At 68.5% G+C, this 16,747-nt stretch carries 9 protein-coding genes; 3 read left to right on the forward strand and 6 right to left on the reverse strand.

Going from position 1 to position 16,747, the window contains the following annotated elements:
* The first annotated feature begins 1,070 nt into the window (after nt 1–1,070).
* Both guaB and G5C50_RS33070 read left to right on the forward strand, forming a co-directional pair.
* On the forward strand, nt 1,071–2,576 hold the full coding sequence (gene guaB / locus G5C50_RS30055) for an IMP dehydrogenase (RefSeq protein WP_165075243.1): 1,506 nt from the start codon (nt 1,071–1,073) through the stop codon (nt 2,574–2,576).
* A gap of 328 nt (nt 2,577–2,904) precedes the next feature.
* Entirely contained in the window at nt 2,905–5,088 is a 2,184-nt protein-coding gene (locus G5C50_RS33070; protein WP_165075245.1) for a hypothetical protein, read from the forward strand.
* A gap of 84 nt (nt 5,089–5,172) precedes the next feature.
* On the opposite strand, the gene G5C50_RS30065 is transcribed toward G5C50_RS33070, so the two are convergent.
* Together G5C50_RS30065 and G5C50_RS30070 are read right to left on the reverse strand one after the other, a co-directional pair.
* The gene (locus G5C50_RS30065; RefSeq protein ID WP_165075247.1) at nt 5,173–6,267 is read right to left on the reverse strand and encodes a hypothetical protein; all 1,095 of its coding nucleotides are present in this window, start codon (nt 6,265–6,267) and stop codon (nt 5,173–5,175) included.
* Nucleotides 6,264–6,710 (reverse strand): hypothetical protein, encoded by a 447-nt coding sequence (locus G5C50_RS30070; RefSeq protein ID WP_165075249.1) that lies wholly within the window; start codon nt 6,708–6,710, stop codon nt 6,264–6,266. Before G5C50_RS30070 ends, G5C50_RS30065 begins: the two co-directional genes overlap by 4 nt.
* Before the next feature lie 178 nt (nt 6,711–6,888).
* On the opposite strand from G5C50_RS30070, the gene G5C50_RS30075 reads away from it, so the two are divergent.
* Nucleotides 6,889–7,698 carry a c-type cytochrome gene (locus G5C50_RS30075; RefSeq protein WP_407673625.1) on the forward strand — a complete coding sequence of 270 codons (810 nt, stop codon included), beginning with the start codon at nt 6,889–6,891 and terminating at the stop codon, nt 7,696–7,698.
* Between the two features lie 25 nt (nt 7,699–7,723).
* Here the strand turns inward: G5C50_RS30075 and G5C50_RS30080 are convergent, their stop codons facing one another.
* From G5C50_RS30080 to G5C50_RS30095, 4 genes are all read right to left on the reverse strand, one after another.
* Complete coding sequence (locus tag G5C50_RS30080) at nt 7,724–9,895, reverse strand: polymorphic toxin-type HINT domain-containing protein (RefSeq protein ID WP_165075253.1); 2,172 nt, start codon at nt 9,893–9,895, stop codon at nt 7,724–7,726.
* 42 nt (nt 9,896–9,937) lie between these two features.
* Nucleotides 9,938–12,184 carry a polymorphic toxin-type HINT domain-containing protein gene (locus tag G5C50_RS30085; RefSeq protein ID WP_165075255.1) on the reverse strand — a complete coding sequence of 749 codons (2,247 nt, stop codon included), beginning with the start codon at nt 12,182–12,184 and terminating at the stop codon, nt 9,938–9,940.
* Nucleotides 12,185–12,239: 55 nt separating this feature from the next.
* On the reverse strand, nt 12,240–14,405 hold the full coding sequence (locus G5C50_RS30090; RefSeq protein WP_165075258.1) for a polymorphic toxin-type HINT domain-containing protein: 2,166 nt from the start codon (nt 14,403–14,405) through the stop codon (nt 12,240–12,242).
* Nucleotides 14,406–14,460: 55 nt separating this feature from the next.
* A partial coding sequence (locus G5C50_RS30095; protein WP_165075261.1) for a polymorphic toxin-type HINT domain-containing protein occupies nt 14,461–16,747 on the reverse strand: 2,287 nt, incomplete at its 5' end.

Raw genomic sequence — 16,747 nt, forward strand, 5'->3', positions numbered from 1 at the left:
AGCCTGGCTCTCAAGGGGAGCGATCTAGGGGGCCTTCGAGCGGTCGTCTCCATCGGTCTCGACGTTCCGGTTGAGGCGAATGGGCAGCGGCCGGCGGCGGCGATTCGCCGGAATTCTCGGGGCTCTGGAGACCACAGTATTGAATAGAGAGACATGCTCGCGCATGCGCTGCGATCGGCCGGGATGGGGATCGCTCGGGTGAGGGGACGTGGGGGGAGGCGGCGGAAGATGACACCACTCGCTGAATACCGTCGACGCTCGTCGGAAGCCACTTCTGAATCAAGGGGGCAGATCGGGCGCCCTGGCCACGCTTGTGTGGCCAGGCGATCGGCGATGGTCACACGGTCGGCCCCAGCGGTTCATGGCCACGTAGGCGTGGCCTGGGCTCCCAGGTCCGCCGTTCTTCAGAGCCGTTGCGCGAGGGGTATCCGGAAAATGGTCGATCAAAGCCAATTCTGGGATCCGGCGAACCGCCTCAAGTTTCAATGGGGAAAACGTTTGCGTCGCCTTCGCGGGCTGGGTGACGGGAGCGATCGAAGCCAAAGGGAGCCAATGGTTCGGGCGGAGAAGGTTGTAGCGGGTTCTCAGGTTGGATTAGGAGCCGACGGCGGTCGTCCCCCTCATCGGATCGCTTCGCGATCTGTCTTCCCCCGCGAGGAGGGAAGACTGTGCGGACCAATTGCCCGGAGCTTGTTGCGTTCGGCGAAACTGGTCGATCGGAGCCAATTGCGGGGAGCCGCGGAGTGGCGTAAGCGGGTGTTGAACAAAGGTTTGCGGCCAGCGGGCGACGGGCGGGCCGTCGACGAACGGAGCCAAACGGAGCCGGTGGTGGGAGTGGGATTGGAGCAGGACGGGAGTGGAGGCGGTGTTCAGCGGTTGGGCTTGTCGGTTCCTCCTGGGTCGGGTTTAATGTCTAAGGAAAGGCACCAGATCCCCCCGACCTCGATCGACGCCCCGGGCCCGACCTGAACCCCCGTCTCGTCCGTTCGGTTCTCGTCGATCGTTCAAGATCGCGTCACGACGTGTGATGTGTTCGGCCTGTGGGTCGGGCTGTCCCGGAGCTTTTCCCGATGCACGATCGCATCGCCTATCAGGGCATCACCTTCGACGACGTCCTCCTTGAGCCGGGATACTCCGACTACCTCCCTCGGGAGGTCGACGTCCGCACCAATTTGACGTCCAGCATCGCGCTGAACATCCCGATTCTGTCCTCCCCCATGGACACGGTGACCGAGGCCGAACTGGCCATCGCGCTGGCGCAGGAAGGCGGCCTGGGGGTCATCCACAAGAACCTCTCGATCGAGGAGCAGACCCGAGAGGTCGACAAGGTGAAGCGGTCCGAGAACGGCGTGATCGTCGACCCGATCACCCTGCCGCCGGACGCCACCGTGGGCGAGGCCCGGAAGATCATGTCCGGGCACAACATCTCGGGCGTGCCGATCACCGTCAACGGCCGGTTGATGGGGATCCTCACCCGTCGCGACCTGCGGTTCCTGGAGTCGAACGACCTCCGTATTGAGGAGGTCATGACCAAGGAGAACCTGGTCACCGCCCCCGCCGACACCCGCCTGGAAGAGGCGGATCGGATTTTAACGAAGAATAAGGTCGAGAAACTTCTGCTGGTTGACGATGAATACCGACTGAAGGGTCTCGTCACGATCAAGGACATCGACAAGCTGCACCGGTATCCCAACGCCTGCAAGGACGCGCGCGGGCGGCTGCGGGCCGGAGCCGCGGTGGGCGTTCACGACTATGAGCGGATCGCCTCGCTGCTGGAAGCGGACGTCGACGTTCTGATCGTGGACTCGGCCCACGGGCACAGCAGGAACGTGGTGGAGACGGTTCGCAAGATCAAGCGCGAGTTCCAGATCCAGGTGGTCGCCGGCAACGTGGCGACGGCCGAAGGGGCGAAGGCCCTGGCGGACGCCGGCGCGGATGCGGTGAAGGTCGGGATTGGACCGGGCTCAATCTGCACGACGCGGGTGGTCTCGGGCGTGGGAGTGCCGCAGATGACGGCGATCGCCTCGGCGGCCAAGGCGCTGGGGGGCTCGGTCCCGATCATCGCCGACGGCGGCATCCGATACTCGGGCGACATCAGCAAGGCGATCGCCGCCGGCGCCCACTGCGTCATGATCGGCGGTCTCTTCGCCGGACTGGCGGAGAGCCCCGGCGACACGATCATCTACCGCGGCCGGAGCTTCAAGACGTATCGCGGGATGGGATCCCTGGGCGCGATGGCCAAGGGCTCGCACGAGCGCTACCGTCAGGAAGCCGCCAAGCCGTCTGAAACCAAGACCGGGGCCGCCCCGAAGCTCGTCCCCGAAGGGGTCGAGGGCCGGGTGCCGTACAAGGGCCCGCTGGCCGATTACGTGTTCCAGTTGGTCGGAGGCCTCCGGGCCGGGATGGGATACTGCGGGACGAAGACGATCGAGGACCTGCGGACCAAGAGCCGGTTCATCCAGGTGACCTCGGCGTCGGTCCAGGAAGGCCACCCGCACGACATCGCCATCACCCAGGAAGCCCCCAACTACACCAGCTACAGCGGAGAATCCGAGGGAGGCCGGTCCCAGGTCTGAGCGACCGGCCCCGCTGAAGAAAGCCGAAGGCGTCGGGAACTCTCGTCTCCACGTCGTCCCTATTGGGTTCTCAGGGGGTCGCGAGACGACCCCCGCCGTGAAACGAGTCCTGGTCCACGTTCGCCAGTCAGTCCAAATCAAGTCAGGAGGCGTCGGGGCGCGGAGGTCTTCCAGCCCGCGACGCCGATCCCCAGGACGGGGGTCAGCGGAAGCATCGACGATGTTCGACCCGGGCCGATCCGGGGGCCTCGCGCCCTCGGCCGCGGTCCGTTGACGAGCCGGCGCTCCTCGGGGCGTCGAGCGTTCCAGGAAAGCAAGGAGGCGTGGCTTGCGTCGCACAACCTCGGCATTGACCACGACGATCTTCGGGGCCGTGCTTTCGGCCTCGACGGTCTCGGCCCAGCAGTCGCAGCCGCCGGACAGGCTGAACGGCGGGGCGTCCGCCGACGCCGACGCCGGATTCGGCATGGCCGCCGCGCGGGGCGCCCGCCACCTCCTGCGCACCGGCCTGGACTACATCGAATACCAGGAGTTCGACCGGGCCTTGAAGTACCTCCGCGAGGCGGAGAAGCGCCAGGCCGAACTCAACGGTCCGGAGCGAACCAAGCTCAAGCAGGCTCTCGACCGCGCCCAGCGCGGGACGCGTGAGGCCATCGGCTCGGAGAAGCCCTACGCCGTCAGCCAGCGGTCGCTCCGCTCCGGCGGCTTCGCGCCGGCGACCAACTCGACGGCCGTCGCCGACAAGACCCGCGACCGCGCCGTGACCCGCGAAGGGGACGACCGGCCCGAGCCCATCCGCCTGGCCGGCGGCGAGGCCCCCGAGCCGGCCCCGGCTCCGTCGGCCGCGTCGCGTGCCCGAGTCGCTGCCGCGCCGGCCCCGCTCCCGGAGATCCCCGACGCCCCGCCGATCGAGGTCCCCGCGGCCCCCAAGCGGTCGCGTTGGGAGATGCCGTCCTCGGCCAGGGCCGTCGGCGAATCGGCTCTCGCCGACGCCATGAAGGTCCCCACGGCCCCGAAGGTCGTCCCGATCGAGCCCGTCGCGACCGCCCCGAAGTCGATCGCGGCCGCCGCGGCTGAAGCCGCCGACTCCGCGCCGGCGCCCTTGCCCGAACAGGCCTCGGCCGCCATGCAGGCCCAGGCCGACCTGGTGACGCCCTTCCCGACGCTGGACCCTGCGCCGGCCGCCGCCGCTGACTCGGCCGTCACTCGCTCCCGGTCGGCCATGACCGCCGCGCCCGCTCCGACCGCCGAACCGGCCCCGGCACCGGCCCCGGCCGCCGCTCCCGAGCCGATCCGGCTGGAACTGCCCGACGAGTTGCCCGATCCCGCGGGACTCGCCGGCGCGAGAAGCGCCCCCGCGCTCCATCGCGACTCCACCGAGACGCCCGCGCAGGACCCGGCCGAGACGCCGGCCGCTGAGGCCGTCCCGACCCCCGCCGAGGAACCGGCCCCGGCCCCCGCCGCGATGCCGGTTCCCGTCGACCCGGGTCCCGCTCCGGCCGCCGAGACGCTCTCGACCCCGGCGCCCGCCGCCGAGGCCGTCCCGACCCCGGCCGAGGAGCCCGCTCCCACGCCGACCCCGGCTCCCGCCGGCATGAGCGACCCGATGCTGGACCTCCCGGCGCTGCCGAGCGAGCTTCGCGGTGCGGCCCCGGCTCCTCAGCCGAACGACGGCCTGCCGCCGCTCCCCGGCGAGACCGGTCCCGCTCCAGCCATGCCCGCCCCGGCTCAGGACCTCCCTCAGCTTCCCGAGTCCGATCCGACGCCCGCCTTCACCCCGGTCTCCGACCTGGGCGCCGCCCCCAGCGCGGCCGAGGCCGCCGGCTTGAACCCCCAGTCGCCGGCGGCGGCCTCCGGGTTCGTCCCCCCTCGCGCCACGGCCTCCTCGACCCTCTCGCCCGACCTTGAGCGGAGCGTCGAGGCCATCGCCCGCCGCCAGGAGCAAGAGGACCGCGCCCGCCTGGCCCGTCGCCAGCAGCCCGCGATCGAGCCCGAAGCCGGCTACGACCCGAACCGCGACCTCTCGGCCGACAGCCGGATGCAGACGCAGATCGACATCAGCCGGGCCCCCAGCCCGGCCGAGGCCCGGCCGATCAACGCCGTCCCCGTCCCCGAGGACTGGGTTCCGCTGGGCGCCCGGACCTGGAGCCCCCAGCGCAAGTACTGGGCGGCGGCCGCGACCTGCCACCTGCCGCTCTACTTCCAGGACCCCATGCTGGAACGGTACGGCCACAGCGTTGAGCAGTACCTGGGCCCCGCCGGCCGCTACTTCACCTACCCGGTCGACAACCACAAGCAGTCGACCCAGCGGATGCAGATCCTCCAGCCGTTCGCCTCGGCCGGCCAGTTCGCCTTCCAGATCCTCACCTTGCCCTACGCCCTGGTCGTCGATCCCCCGTGGGAGGCTCAGTACGACCTGGGCTACTGGCGCCCCGGCGACAAGATCCCGACCGATATGTACTACCTCCCCGTCCACGGCACCGGCCCGCCCCTCAAGGGCAAGAACTACTGAGCCGAACCCTCGGGAAGACGTACCAACGACGACGGCCGCCGGACCTCCCGGCGGCCGTCGTCGCTTCGAACGGCGAAGACCGAATCAGGCGGCCGAGATCGCGACGTCCCGTTGAAGGTCTAACGACCAGCCGGGATCGCCGAGGATGCTTGGGCTCGCCGTTCGTCGATCAAGCGAGATCTCAACGCGATCGGATTCGTCGCGCGACGTCTTCGCCGATGGAGAGACGTCCGCCAGGGCTGCGACCGGGTATTCGGCGACGGTTTCGCCCTCGATCAGGAAAATGTCGCCGCCGACGGCGAACGCCTCGACCACGTCGCAACGCGTCGTTGAGACGATGACGTCTTCGTGCATCTGATCCCGGCGACGCAGGAAGCGGTCGGCGAGCCCTGGCAGAGTGATGAACTCGCGGTCGGTCAGAAGAAAGACGTGCCCGCCTGAAGACAGGACGGAATACGCTGTACCCTCAAGGTCGCCGAAAGCGAGCGCCACCGGAGGCTCGTCGCTGAGCACATCAGCGATGAAGAACAGGCTCAGGTCGCGGCCGACGCCGATCGCCGCATATGGGAATTCCGCGATCCCCGGCGAGCAAACGTCGACGACGTCGCGACCCTCGAAACGATGGACGACCAGCCTAGGACCGCTCCGGGGCTCGACCAACGCTAGCAGGCCGTCCCTTCGCGCGGCGCAGGCGAAAACCTCCCCGGCCGTCCCGCCTCCGAGTCGGGCGATCTTGCAGCAGTTGAACAGAGCCTGAGCGTCCTGGATGATCGCCCCCCGAATCGACCGCGTCTCGGCCGGACTCAGGATCAGGACGCCGTCGGGCCCGATTGGAGCGACGAACCCGCCGTGGTCCGAGGCGACGATCCCGTGCGCGCCTCCAGGATACTGCGTCGGATACCGTCCCAGGTCGAAAGGATTGCTCCCCTTGCGATAACCGACCACGACCTCGGACCTCGAGCTGATCGCGACGTCCGCCCCACTGAATGCGACGCCGTTGATGGGCTCGATCGTGATCCCTTCGAGACAGGGAAGCCCAAGGCTAGGACCGTGGGGAAGAATGATGAGTTTTCCATCCTCGGCGCCGAAGCAGGGCGTTTCGGTCCAGGCGTATCGGCCGCACCAACTGATTCTCTCGCCGAGGAAGCGATGGCCGTGGCCTTCGATGATCCGGTTCATATCGCCCTCCCCGCCTTCAGCCGAGACGCCTGCTTCTCCTGCAGAATCCCTGCCTGGACCATCTTGTCGACGGCCTCTCGAGGCGGCCGCGCCTTACGATCCGCGTCGTCGCGGCGGAGGATGGGCCAGCAGGGATAACCGTGCCAGGCCTGATTCAAAGGGGTTACGGGGAACTCGGCGACCTGTTCCTCCCGCGTGCCGATTACCGCGAAACGACCGTCTTCAAGTCGCCGTACCCCGTAGAGATCCCCTTTGTGGTCCGAGAGGTCGTGAAAGTCGGCCACGTCGAAAACGTTGAACTCGTCCTCGCGGCTGAGATCTCGCGCCCATTGGGCGTGCTGAGAACGACCCGCTTGATGATGTTTCACGTAGAAGAAGTATCGGAGCCTGCGCCGGCGCGTCCGAACTGGGTGTTCGGGCCCGACGTCCTCGCCAGTCGACATTGCCGCAGACTCCGCATTCCGTCCTTCAGCATCGCGACCTCGTCATTCCATCTTATCACTGCAAGAAGCGGCCATCAAAGTATCGCGATCCTCACCGCGGCCTCCTCGGGTTGCCGGAACTCGTAAGATCGATAGCGAGGTTCGGATCGAAGCGTTCGCAGGAGGATCGATCATGCAGATGCGCACGAGCGCGGCGGCGTTGGGGGGCTTGATCGCGATCGCCATCGCGATCCTGGGAGCTTCGAAGACGGAGCCGGAGCAGGCGCTGCCGCCGGGGCCGCTGGGGGACGTTGTTCGGCTGGGCGAGAAGCTCGTGCGGGAGACGGCGACGCATCCGCTGTCGAAGCCTTACGTCGGCAACGCGCTGAACTGCGGGTCGTGCCACCTCGACGGCGGCCAGGACCCGAAGGCCGGGACGTTTCTGGGAACGGCGACGGCCTATCCCGCGTACTCTCCGCGCGAGGGGCGGGTCATCACGTTGGAGGATCGGATCCTCAACTGTTTCATGCGGAGCTGCAACGGCGTCCGACCGCCGCTGGGGGGCGAGGTCTCGGTGGCCATGGCCGCCTACATCACCTGGCTCTCGGGCGATCGTCCCGTCGCCATGAACCCGAGCCGACCCGCCGGGCCGGGGGCGATCAAACCGCTGGGCGTGGACGCGGCCTCGGCCGACCCCGAACGCGGCCGGGCCGTCTATGCTGAGAAGTGCGCCGATTGCCACGCCGCCAACGGCCAGGGGCGCAAGGCCAACCCGCCAGTCTGGGGCGACCGCTCGTACAACCAGGGCGCCGGCCTGGCGCAGGCGCCCCAGCTCGCCGCCTGGCTGAAGGTCGCCATGCCCCTCGACGACCCCGACCTGACCGACCAGGAGGCCCTCGACGTCGCCGCCTTCATCAACAGCCACGACCGTCCCGCGTTCCGCCTGGAAGACCACTTGCCGCCGCCGGCGAAGCTCGGCGAATACAACGCGGCCGACGCCTCGCGATAAGCGGAGGCGTCGACCGCCGACGGATTCATCGCTTGCCGTTCGAGGCCAGGTCGACGACGGCGTCGAACGGGGAGTGAACGGGGGCGACGAAGCTATTGTCGTGAGCCACGACCCCCTGCGTGCCCACGCAGAAGGCGTCGCCGCCGACGAGGGCGAGGTTGAACACCGGCTGGACTCGGTCCTTCTCCACGGCCTGCACCACCGTCGAGCCGCCGACCGTCCGCAGACGGTCGCCCGGCTTCAGGTCTCGAGTCATGACCCATCCGTGGCCCGCTTTCCAGAAGCGGTGGATGCCCGTCGCCACGACCTCGTCGCCCCCCAACGCGATGCGGAAGGTCTCGTTGGGCGGGTTGTGGTAGGCCGTCTCCACGGCCTGGAAGCGAAACTCGCCGGTGGTCGTGTCCTGGGCCAGCACCTGGTCACCGGCCTGGATCGTCTCGATCGGTCGCGGCCCCTGGAGCGTCCGCACCATCGTCCCAGCGGCGAAGCAGGAATGCGTGACCTGGAACCCGATAAGCGTCCCCGTCGGCTGCACGACGGCCTGTGGCTGGTAGGCGAGCGGAACATCCTCGACATAGGTCGCCGGAGGCTCCGAGGCCGACCGAATCGGCGCGGCGTAACCCTCCAGGTCGACGGCCCACGTCAACCACTTCTCCCGGTCGTCGCCAAGATCCCGACCGCTTACGTCCTTGAGCACGGCCAGGGCTCGCTCGTTGACCTCGCGCCGGGGGGCGTTCTGGGCCTCGATTCGGTCGACGTCCTGTTGCATCTGGCTGCGGGCGACCAGGACCGACGCTCTCGCCTCGGCCATCATCTGCTCGATCGGGATCCCCAGAAGTTCCTCGTAGAACGGCTCCAGACGGCCGCCAGTGCCGGCCGTGTCTCGAAAGACCGGGTACACGGTTTCCTGCGGGAGCTTCGCCACCAGTCCCTGGGCTTGATCGGCGGACAGGCCGGCGGCGCCGAGGGCCGAATTCAGGGCCTGGTTCTGCGCGAGGCCGGTCGGAATGTGGATCGCCCCGTTGGAGATCGTCGACCCTTGGAAGCCCGGCGTGAAGGTGGCCACTTGCCCCGAGTTCAGGTCGGCCCAGCCGACCGTGGGGCCTTTGTAGAGGCGTCCGGTCGGCCGCATCGCGACTAATCGACCGGACTCGTCCCGGCCGAGGAAATCCGTCTGCGCGACCCCAGGGACCTGGAGCGGCGTGTAGCGCCTTCGAAGGTTCGCGTCCCGCCCCTCGACGAACAACTCGCCCTGAGATCCGACGCCCTCGACCGGCTTGACCTTGTACTTGATCTCGTCACGAAGCAGCCCGGCGAGCAGTGACGCGTATTCACGGGCGTCGCGGCCTCGGAGCAAGCGACCGGCGTCGGCGCGGATGGCGGAGTGCGGGCTGAAAACGGCGATGAGCGCCAAGGCGGCGGATGCGGACGGGGCGTCAATCCGACTGAGGACATCGACACCCACGCGCTGGCGCCCCTCGTCACCGCCGCGGATGAAGATCTGCCAGACGGAGGATGCAGCGCGGGGATCGGCGACCGCCGCGAGTTCCGCCTCGGCCTCGGCTCGCTTGACCTTGTCCCTGCTCCCTAGCTCCGCGCGGATCTTCTCCAGCCTGGGCCGCCACTTTTTGTCGGACTTCGCCTGGGCCTCGCGCTCGGCTTTCGCAGCCGTCTCGACCTCCGGATTCACCCACCGGCCGCCGACCTTCTTGAAGCCCAACCGCCGAATCGCGCCTTCGCGGTCCGGGTCGAGTTGGAGCGTGCGATGCAGGTGGGCCAGCATCGGCTGGGTCAGCCCCTTTTCCTCGCACCAGAGGGCGAGCTTGTACTGGTCGTCGGCCTTGTCGGCGGTCCTGGCTCGACGCTCCAGGTACTCGGACATCAGAGCGCTCTGCTGGGGCGAGTTCTCCACGGCCTTGGCCACGTCGTCGGCGCGCATCCACTTGCCGTCGCGTTGGACCTGCCCCAGCAGACCGCGGGCCTTGGCGTTGTTGGGGTCGAGGAGGACCGCGCGCGTCAGGTGCTTGAGGCGTTCGGCGGGCATGCCGTGGGCCTCGCACCAGAGGGCCAGCTTCACCTGGGCGTCGGCGTCGCGGCCCGCCGCTGCGGCCGCTGCATCATAGGCGGAGCGGTCGGCGTCGGTCGATCCGTCGGGCGCTCCGAACATGGTCAGGCCGATCACGAACGCGAACATCATGGTAAACACTCCCCGATACCAAGAACCCCCGAAGGCCGCCGCTCAGGGCCGCGACCCGGCGACCAGTTCCGCCGTGGCCGGCACGCCGTCGAAGGGTTGCGCCACGGGTTCGACGAAGCCGTTGTCGTGAGCCACCAGGCCGAGCTCGCCGACGCAGTAGTTGTCGCCGCCGGCGAGCAGCAGGTTGAAGACCGGCTGGACCTTCTCCTTCTCGGCAGAGACGACTTCCACCACGCCGCCGACGGTCCGCAGCTTGTCCCCGGCCTTGATCTCGCGGGCCATGACCCAGCCCTCGCCGGCCTTCCAGAAGCGGTGGATGCCGGTAGGGTGGACCGCCTCTTTGCCGAGGTCGATCTTGTAGGTCCAGTTGGGCGGGTTGTGCATCACCTCCACGACCGGCTGGTACGACAGCTTGCCTGTCGTCGTGTCCTGCGACAGCACCAGGTCGCCCGGCTGAATGGTTTCGATCGGCCGGTCCCCCTGGATCGTCCGCACTGGCGTCCCCCCCGCGAAGCACGACGGGCCGATGCGCAGGCCGACGACGGACGACGTCACGACGGACATGGCCTGGGGTTGGTAGGCGATGGGGACGTCCTCGACGATCGTGACCGGCGGCGAGGTATCGCCCCGCAACGGCTGGCCGTAGCCCAGGACGTCGATCACCCAGCTCGTCCATCGGTCCCGGTCGACGCCCCGGTCCTCGCCGCTGACAGCCTTGAGGACGGCGACGGCGCGGTCGTTGACCTCGCGGACCGGCGCGTTCTGCGCCTCGATCCCCGCCATGTCCGCCGCGAGTTGCTGCCTGGCGACCAGGGCCGACGCCCGGGCGTCGGCCTCCATCTGCTGGATCGGGATCTGGACGGCCTCCTGGATGATCGGTCGCGTCGTGAATCCGGATGCGGCGATCATCGCCACCGTGGCGTCCCGGGTGTTCAATCCCTGCTGCATCTGGCCGAGGATCCTCTGGCTCACCGCCGACGGGACCCCGACTCCCTGCAAGAGCGCCCCGGCGATCGCGGGGTTCTGTTGGGCGGACAGGGAAGATGTTCCGATCGTGCTCACCCCCGGAGGCACCATGGGGAGGCCCGTCACGAAGGAGTCCGTAATCAGCGGCCCATCATACCCCGGAGCGGCGTACGTCATGCCGGGACCGCCGGAGATCATCTCCAGCCCAACACGGCTGTCTGTGATCGCCCCCACGTACGTCCAGAGGGGTCGATTGACGACGGCGTTCCCGTTCGCATCCCTTCCCATCCAGTCGCCGGGGAGTATGGAGGGCCCCTGAAACGGCCGGTAGAGCCGCCGCACGTTCTTATCCTTGGTCTCCACCACCAGCTCGCCCGGCCCTCCCGGCCCCTCCACTGGTTTGACCTTGTACTTGATTTCTTCCTGGATCAAGTTCGCCAGGAAGCCGGCGAACTCCCGGGGGTCGCGGCGCTGGAGCAATGAGGCGGCGTCCGCGCGGAGCATCGCATGCGGGCTGAAGACCGCGAGCGTCGCCAGCGCGACCGACGCGCCGGGGCCCTCGATCCGGCTCAGCACGTCGACGGCGAGTTTCTGCCGCGATTCGTCGCCGCCCTGGACGAACACATGCCAGAGCGCCGGCACGGCGCGAGGATCGGCGACCGCCGCCAGTTCCTCCACCGCCAGGGCCCGCTTCGCCCTGTCCTTGCCGGCCAGCGCGGCGCGGATCTTCTCCAGCCTCGGCCGCCACTCCTTGTCGGCCTTCCCCTGGGCCTCGCGCTCGGCCTTGGCGACGGACTCAGCCTCGGGATTGACCCAGCGCCCGCCGATCTTCTTGAACCCCAACCGACGCCACGCACCCTCGCGGTTCGGGTCGAGCTGGAGCGTTCGATGCAGGTGGGCCAGCATCGGCTGGGTCAGCCCCTTCTCCTCGCACCACAGCGCCAGCTTGTACTGGTCGTCGGCCTCGTCCTTCGCCTTCACCCGGCGGGCGAAGTATTCGTCCATCAACGCCTTTTGATCGGGAGAGTTCTCGATCGCCTTCGCCACGTCCTGGGGCCGCATCCATTTGCCGTCGCGTTGGACCTGCCCCAGCAGGCCGCGAGCCTTGGCGTTGTCGGGGGCGAGAAGGACGGCACGGGTGAGGTGCTTGAGACGCTCGGCCGCCATGCCGTGGGCCTCGCACCAGAGGGCGAGCCTGACCTGGGCGTCGGCGTCGCGGCCCGCCGCTGCGGCCGCTGCTTCATAGGCGGAGCGGTCGGCGTCGGTCGATCCATCGGGCGCCGCCGCCAACACGGCCAGGCCGATCATGAGCGTGAAGAACATGGCAAGGGCTCCTCGGACGCGGTCGTGGGAAAGGGAGAGTTCCGCAGGTTGACCGTCAGGGCTTCGTCGAGGCCAGTTCGGCGGTCGTCGGCACGCCGTCGAAGGGCTGCGCCACCGGTTCGACGAAGCCGTTGTCGTGCGCCACCAGGCCCAGGCCGCCGACGCAGTAGTTGTCGCCGCCGGCGAGCAGCAGGTTGAACACCGGCTGGACCTTCTCCTTTTCCGCGGAGACGACCTCGACCACGCCGCCGACGGTCCGCAGCTTGTCTCCGGTCTTGATCTCGCGGGCCATGACCCAGCCCTCGCCGGCCTTCCAGAAGCGGTGGATGCCGGTGGGGTGGACCGCCTCTTTGCCGAGGTCGATCTTGTAGGTCCAGTTGGGCGGGTTGTGCATCACCTCCACGACCGGCTGGTACGACAGCTTGCCTGTCGTCGTGTCCTGCGACAGCACCAGGTCGCCCGGCTGAATGGTTTCGATCGGCCGGTCCCCCTGGATCGTCCGCACCGGCGTCCCCCCCGCGAAGCACGACGGGCCGATGCGGAAGCCGACGAAGGACAGTTTCGTGGTGAAGGGGACGGCGGGCTGGTAGGCAATCGGAACGTCTTCGATATAAGTCGGTTTGGGCCCGGAATCATAGCGGGTCGGCCGCCCGTAGCCCTGCAGATCGACGACCCAATCCATCCATTGTTCGCGGTCGATTCCGTAATCTGCTCCGCTCGTCGACTTCAGCACGGCAATGGCGCGATCGTTGACCTCACGGATCGGGGCGTTGTAGGCCTCAAGATTCCGGACCTCTGCAGCGAGTTGCTCGCGCGCCACCAGGGTGGAAGCATTCACCTGAGCCTTCAATTGGTCGTAGGAGAACTGCTGCGATGCCAAGAGGAGTGGTCGAACCGTACTGCCTTCACGCGGGCCCTCGATCATCCAGGCCACATGCGCAGGAGGCGCGGTGAGCGAATCGCCGAGCCGTCCGCTCAACGCGGCCGAGACACCGCCCGCCTGGAGAATCGAGGCGACATGGCCCGATGATCCCGTCATCGAAATTCCGGCCAAGGCCAAAGCCCCTCGCGGATCTTTCGCATACGACTCAGGATTAAGCGTCAAGGGAGAGGCGCCAGCGATGATCTCACCGCGAATCATTCCGACCGTTCGATCGACAATCAGGTTCCCGTAATCGCCGACGACAAGGCGATCCTGAAAGCCAAGCTCCAGTCGCGGCGGAGTGTATCGTCGTATGACGTTGGCGTCCTTCGTCTCCACGGTCAGCCCGCCCTGGGAGCCAGGGCCGTCGATCGGCTTGACCTTGTACTTGATCTCGTATTGGATCAGGTTCGCCAGAAAGCCGGCGAACTCGCGCGGGTCGCGGCGTTGCAGCAGCGCGGCGGCGTCTGCGCGGATCCCTGCGTGCGGGCTGAAAACGGCGAGAGTGGCCAGTGCGACCGACGCTCCGGGGCCCTCGATCCGGCTCAGCACGTCGACGGCGAGTTTCTGCCGCGATTCGTCGCCGCCCTGGACGAACACGTGGCTGAGCGCAGGCACGGCGCGGGGGTCCGCAATCGCCGCCAGGTCCTCGGCCGCCTGGGACCGCTTAGCCCGGTCCTTGCCGGTCAGCGCCGCGCGGATCTTCTCCAGCTTGGGCTTCCACTCGTGGTCGGCCTTCGCCTGCGTTTCACGTTCGGCCTTGGCGAGGGCCTCAACCTCGGGGTTCACCCAGCGGCCGCCGACCTTCTTGAACCCCAGCCGACGCCAGGCGCCCTCGCGGTTCCCATCGAGCTGGAGCGTCCGCCGCAGGTGCGCGATCATCGGCTGGGTCAGACCCTTCTCCTCGCACCAAAGCGCCAGCCTGTACTGGCCGTCCGCCTCATCCTTGGCCTTCACGCGGCGGGCGATGTACTCGTCCATCAACGCGCGCTCATTGGGCGATTGCTCGATCGCCTTCGCTACGTCCTGGGGCCTCATCCACTTGCCGTCGCGTTGGACCTGGCCGAGCAGGCCGCGAGCCTTGGCGTTGTCGGGGGCGAGAAGGACGGCACGGGTGAGGTGCTTGAGACGCTCGGCCGCCATGCCGTGGGCCTCGCACCAGAGGGCGAGCTTCACCTGGGCCTCGGGATCGCGACCCGCCGCCGCGGCCGCTGCTTCATAGGCGGAGCGGTCGGCGTCGGTCGATCCGTCGGGCGCCGCCGCCAACGCGGCCAGACCGATCATGAGCGTGAAGAACATGGCAAGCGCTCCTCAGACGCGGTCGCGGGGAAGGGAGAGTTCCACAGGTTGACCGTCAGGGCTTGGACGTCGCTGTCAGTTCCGCCGTGGCCGGCACGCCGTCGAAGGGCTGCGCCACGGGCTCGACGAAGCCGTTGTCGTGAGCCACCAGGCCGAGACCGCCGACGCAGTAGTTGTCGCCGCCGGACAAGAGCAGGTTGAAGACCGGCTGGACCTTCTCCTTCTCGGCGGAGACGACTTCCACCACGCCGCCCACCGTCCGCAGCTTGTCGCCGGCCTTGATCTCGCGGGCCATGATCCAGCCGTGTCCGGCCTTCCAGAAGCGGTGGATGCCCGTCGGGTGCACGGACTCGCCGCCGCCGAGGTCGATCTTGTAGGTCCAGTTGGGCGGGTTGTGGAGCACCTCCACGACCGGCTGGTAAGAGAGTTTCCCCGTGGTCGTGTCCTGGGAGAGGACGAGGTCGCCGGGGCGGATCGACTCGATGGGGCGATCGCCCTGCTGCGTACGCACGGGTGTACCGCCCGCGAAGCAGGAGGGGCCGACGCGGAAGGCGAGGACCTCGACCGTCGGCTTGGGTGCGGACTGGGGGGTGTAATTGAGCGGCACCTCTTCGACGACCGACGAGCGAGGCGGATCGTTTCGGAGCGGCTGTCCGTAGCCGTGCAGGTCGAGGACCCAGTCCATCCATCCCTGGCGGTCGGCCCCGCGGTTCTCTCCGCTGACGCGCTTCAGGACGGCCACGGCGCACTCGTTGGTCTTGCGGGCGGACTCGTTGCGGGCCTCGATCGCGGCGATATCGCCCTCAAGCTGGTCGCGGGCGACCAGCGACGAGGCGCGGGCGTCGGCTGTCAGGCGGACGACGTCCAGGTCGGTCGCATTTCGGTAGACGGCTCGCGTATGCCAGGCTTCGGGCAATCCCAGCGTCCTTCCCCTCAGCGTGGCTTGCCCCGTGGCGTAGAGCGAGACTCTTGCGGCGTCCTCCGGATTCACGCCGTTCGCCCAAGTTGAGGGATCCGCACCGGGCATGGCGGACCAATCGAATCGGCCGGAGCTCGTCCAACCCGCGCCCGAGCCGCCGTGCTGGAGCGCGGCCCAGGCCGGGGCGGTCGACAGGCTCAATGCATACCGGAAGGCGAGGCCCATTGGCACGATGGGTCTCGTCGAAATCGGCGAGGGGAGTTCGAAGAGTCCCATCTCCCTGGGGACCATCGGCAGGCCCGTGACCGGGTCGGTGACCCTCTCGCCCTGGTAGCCGGAGACGACGGCCTCCACGTCGGGGTCTCCCAGCAGCAGCTCGACGGCCGCCCGTTGTCCCATCATGGGGCCGACGAGGACGTCGCCGTGCGGGCGGCGGATGACGGGGTTGCCGCTCTTGTCCAGGATGATCTGGTCGCCCTGGGCGAGGAAGGGCTCCTGGGTCGGACGGTAGATCCGCCGGACGTCGGCGTACCTCCCCTCGATCAGCAGCTCGCTGGGCTCGCCCACGCCCTTGGCTCGTTTGACCTTGTACTTCACCTCGTCGCGGACGAGCGTTGCCAGCAGGCCGGCGAACTCGCGGGGGTCGCGGCGCTGGAGAACCGTCGCGGCGTCGGATCGGACGATCGCGTGCGGGCTCTCGATCGCCACCCGGGCGAGCGCCGACGCCGCGATGGGGCCCTCGATCCGGCTCAGCACGTCGACGGCCAGTCGATGCCGCTCGACGTCTCCGCTCCGGCCGAACACCTGATAGATCATCGGCGCCGATCGCGGGTCTCGGATCGCCGCCAGCTCCGCCAGGGCGTTCTCGCGTCGCGATTCACCCTTGCCTTCCACCTGCAGCCGCAGCCGCTCCAGCCTGGGCTTCCACTCCTTGTCGGCCTTCTCCTGGGCCTCGCGGTCGGCCTTCGCGGCGGCTTCGAACTCTGGGTCGACCCAGCGTTTCCCCACCTTCTTGAAGCCCAGCCGACGCCAGGCGCCGTCGCGACCGGGGTCGAGCTGGACAGTCCGGTGCAGGTGGGCGACCATCGGCTGGGTCAGCCCCTTTTCCTCGCACCAGAGCGCCAGTTCAAACTGGTCGTCGGCCTCGTCCTTCGCCTTCACGCGGCGGGCGGCGTACTCGTCCATCAGGGCGCGTTCGTCGGGCGACCGTTCGATCGCTCTGGGCACGTCCTGGGGCCGCATCCACTTGCCGTCGCGTTGGACCTGCCCCAGCAGACCGCGGGCCTTGGCGTTGTCGGGGGCGAGAAGGACGGCGCGCGTCAGATGCTTGAGGCGTTCGGCCGCCATGCCGTGGGCCTCGCACCAGAGGGCGAGCTTCACCTGGGCGTCGGCGTCTCGGCCCGCGGCGGCGACGGCGGCCTCG

This window comes from Paludisphaera rhizosphaerae (assembly GCF_011065895.1).
GTDB classification, from domain to species: Bacteria; Planctomycetota; Planctomycetia; order Isosphaerales; family Isosphaeraceae; genus Paludisphaera; species Paludisphaera rhizosphaerae.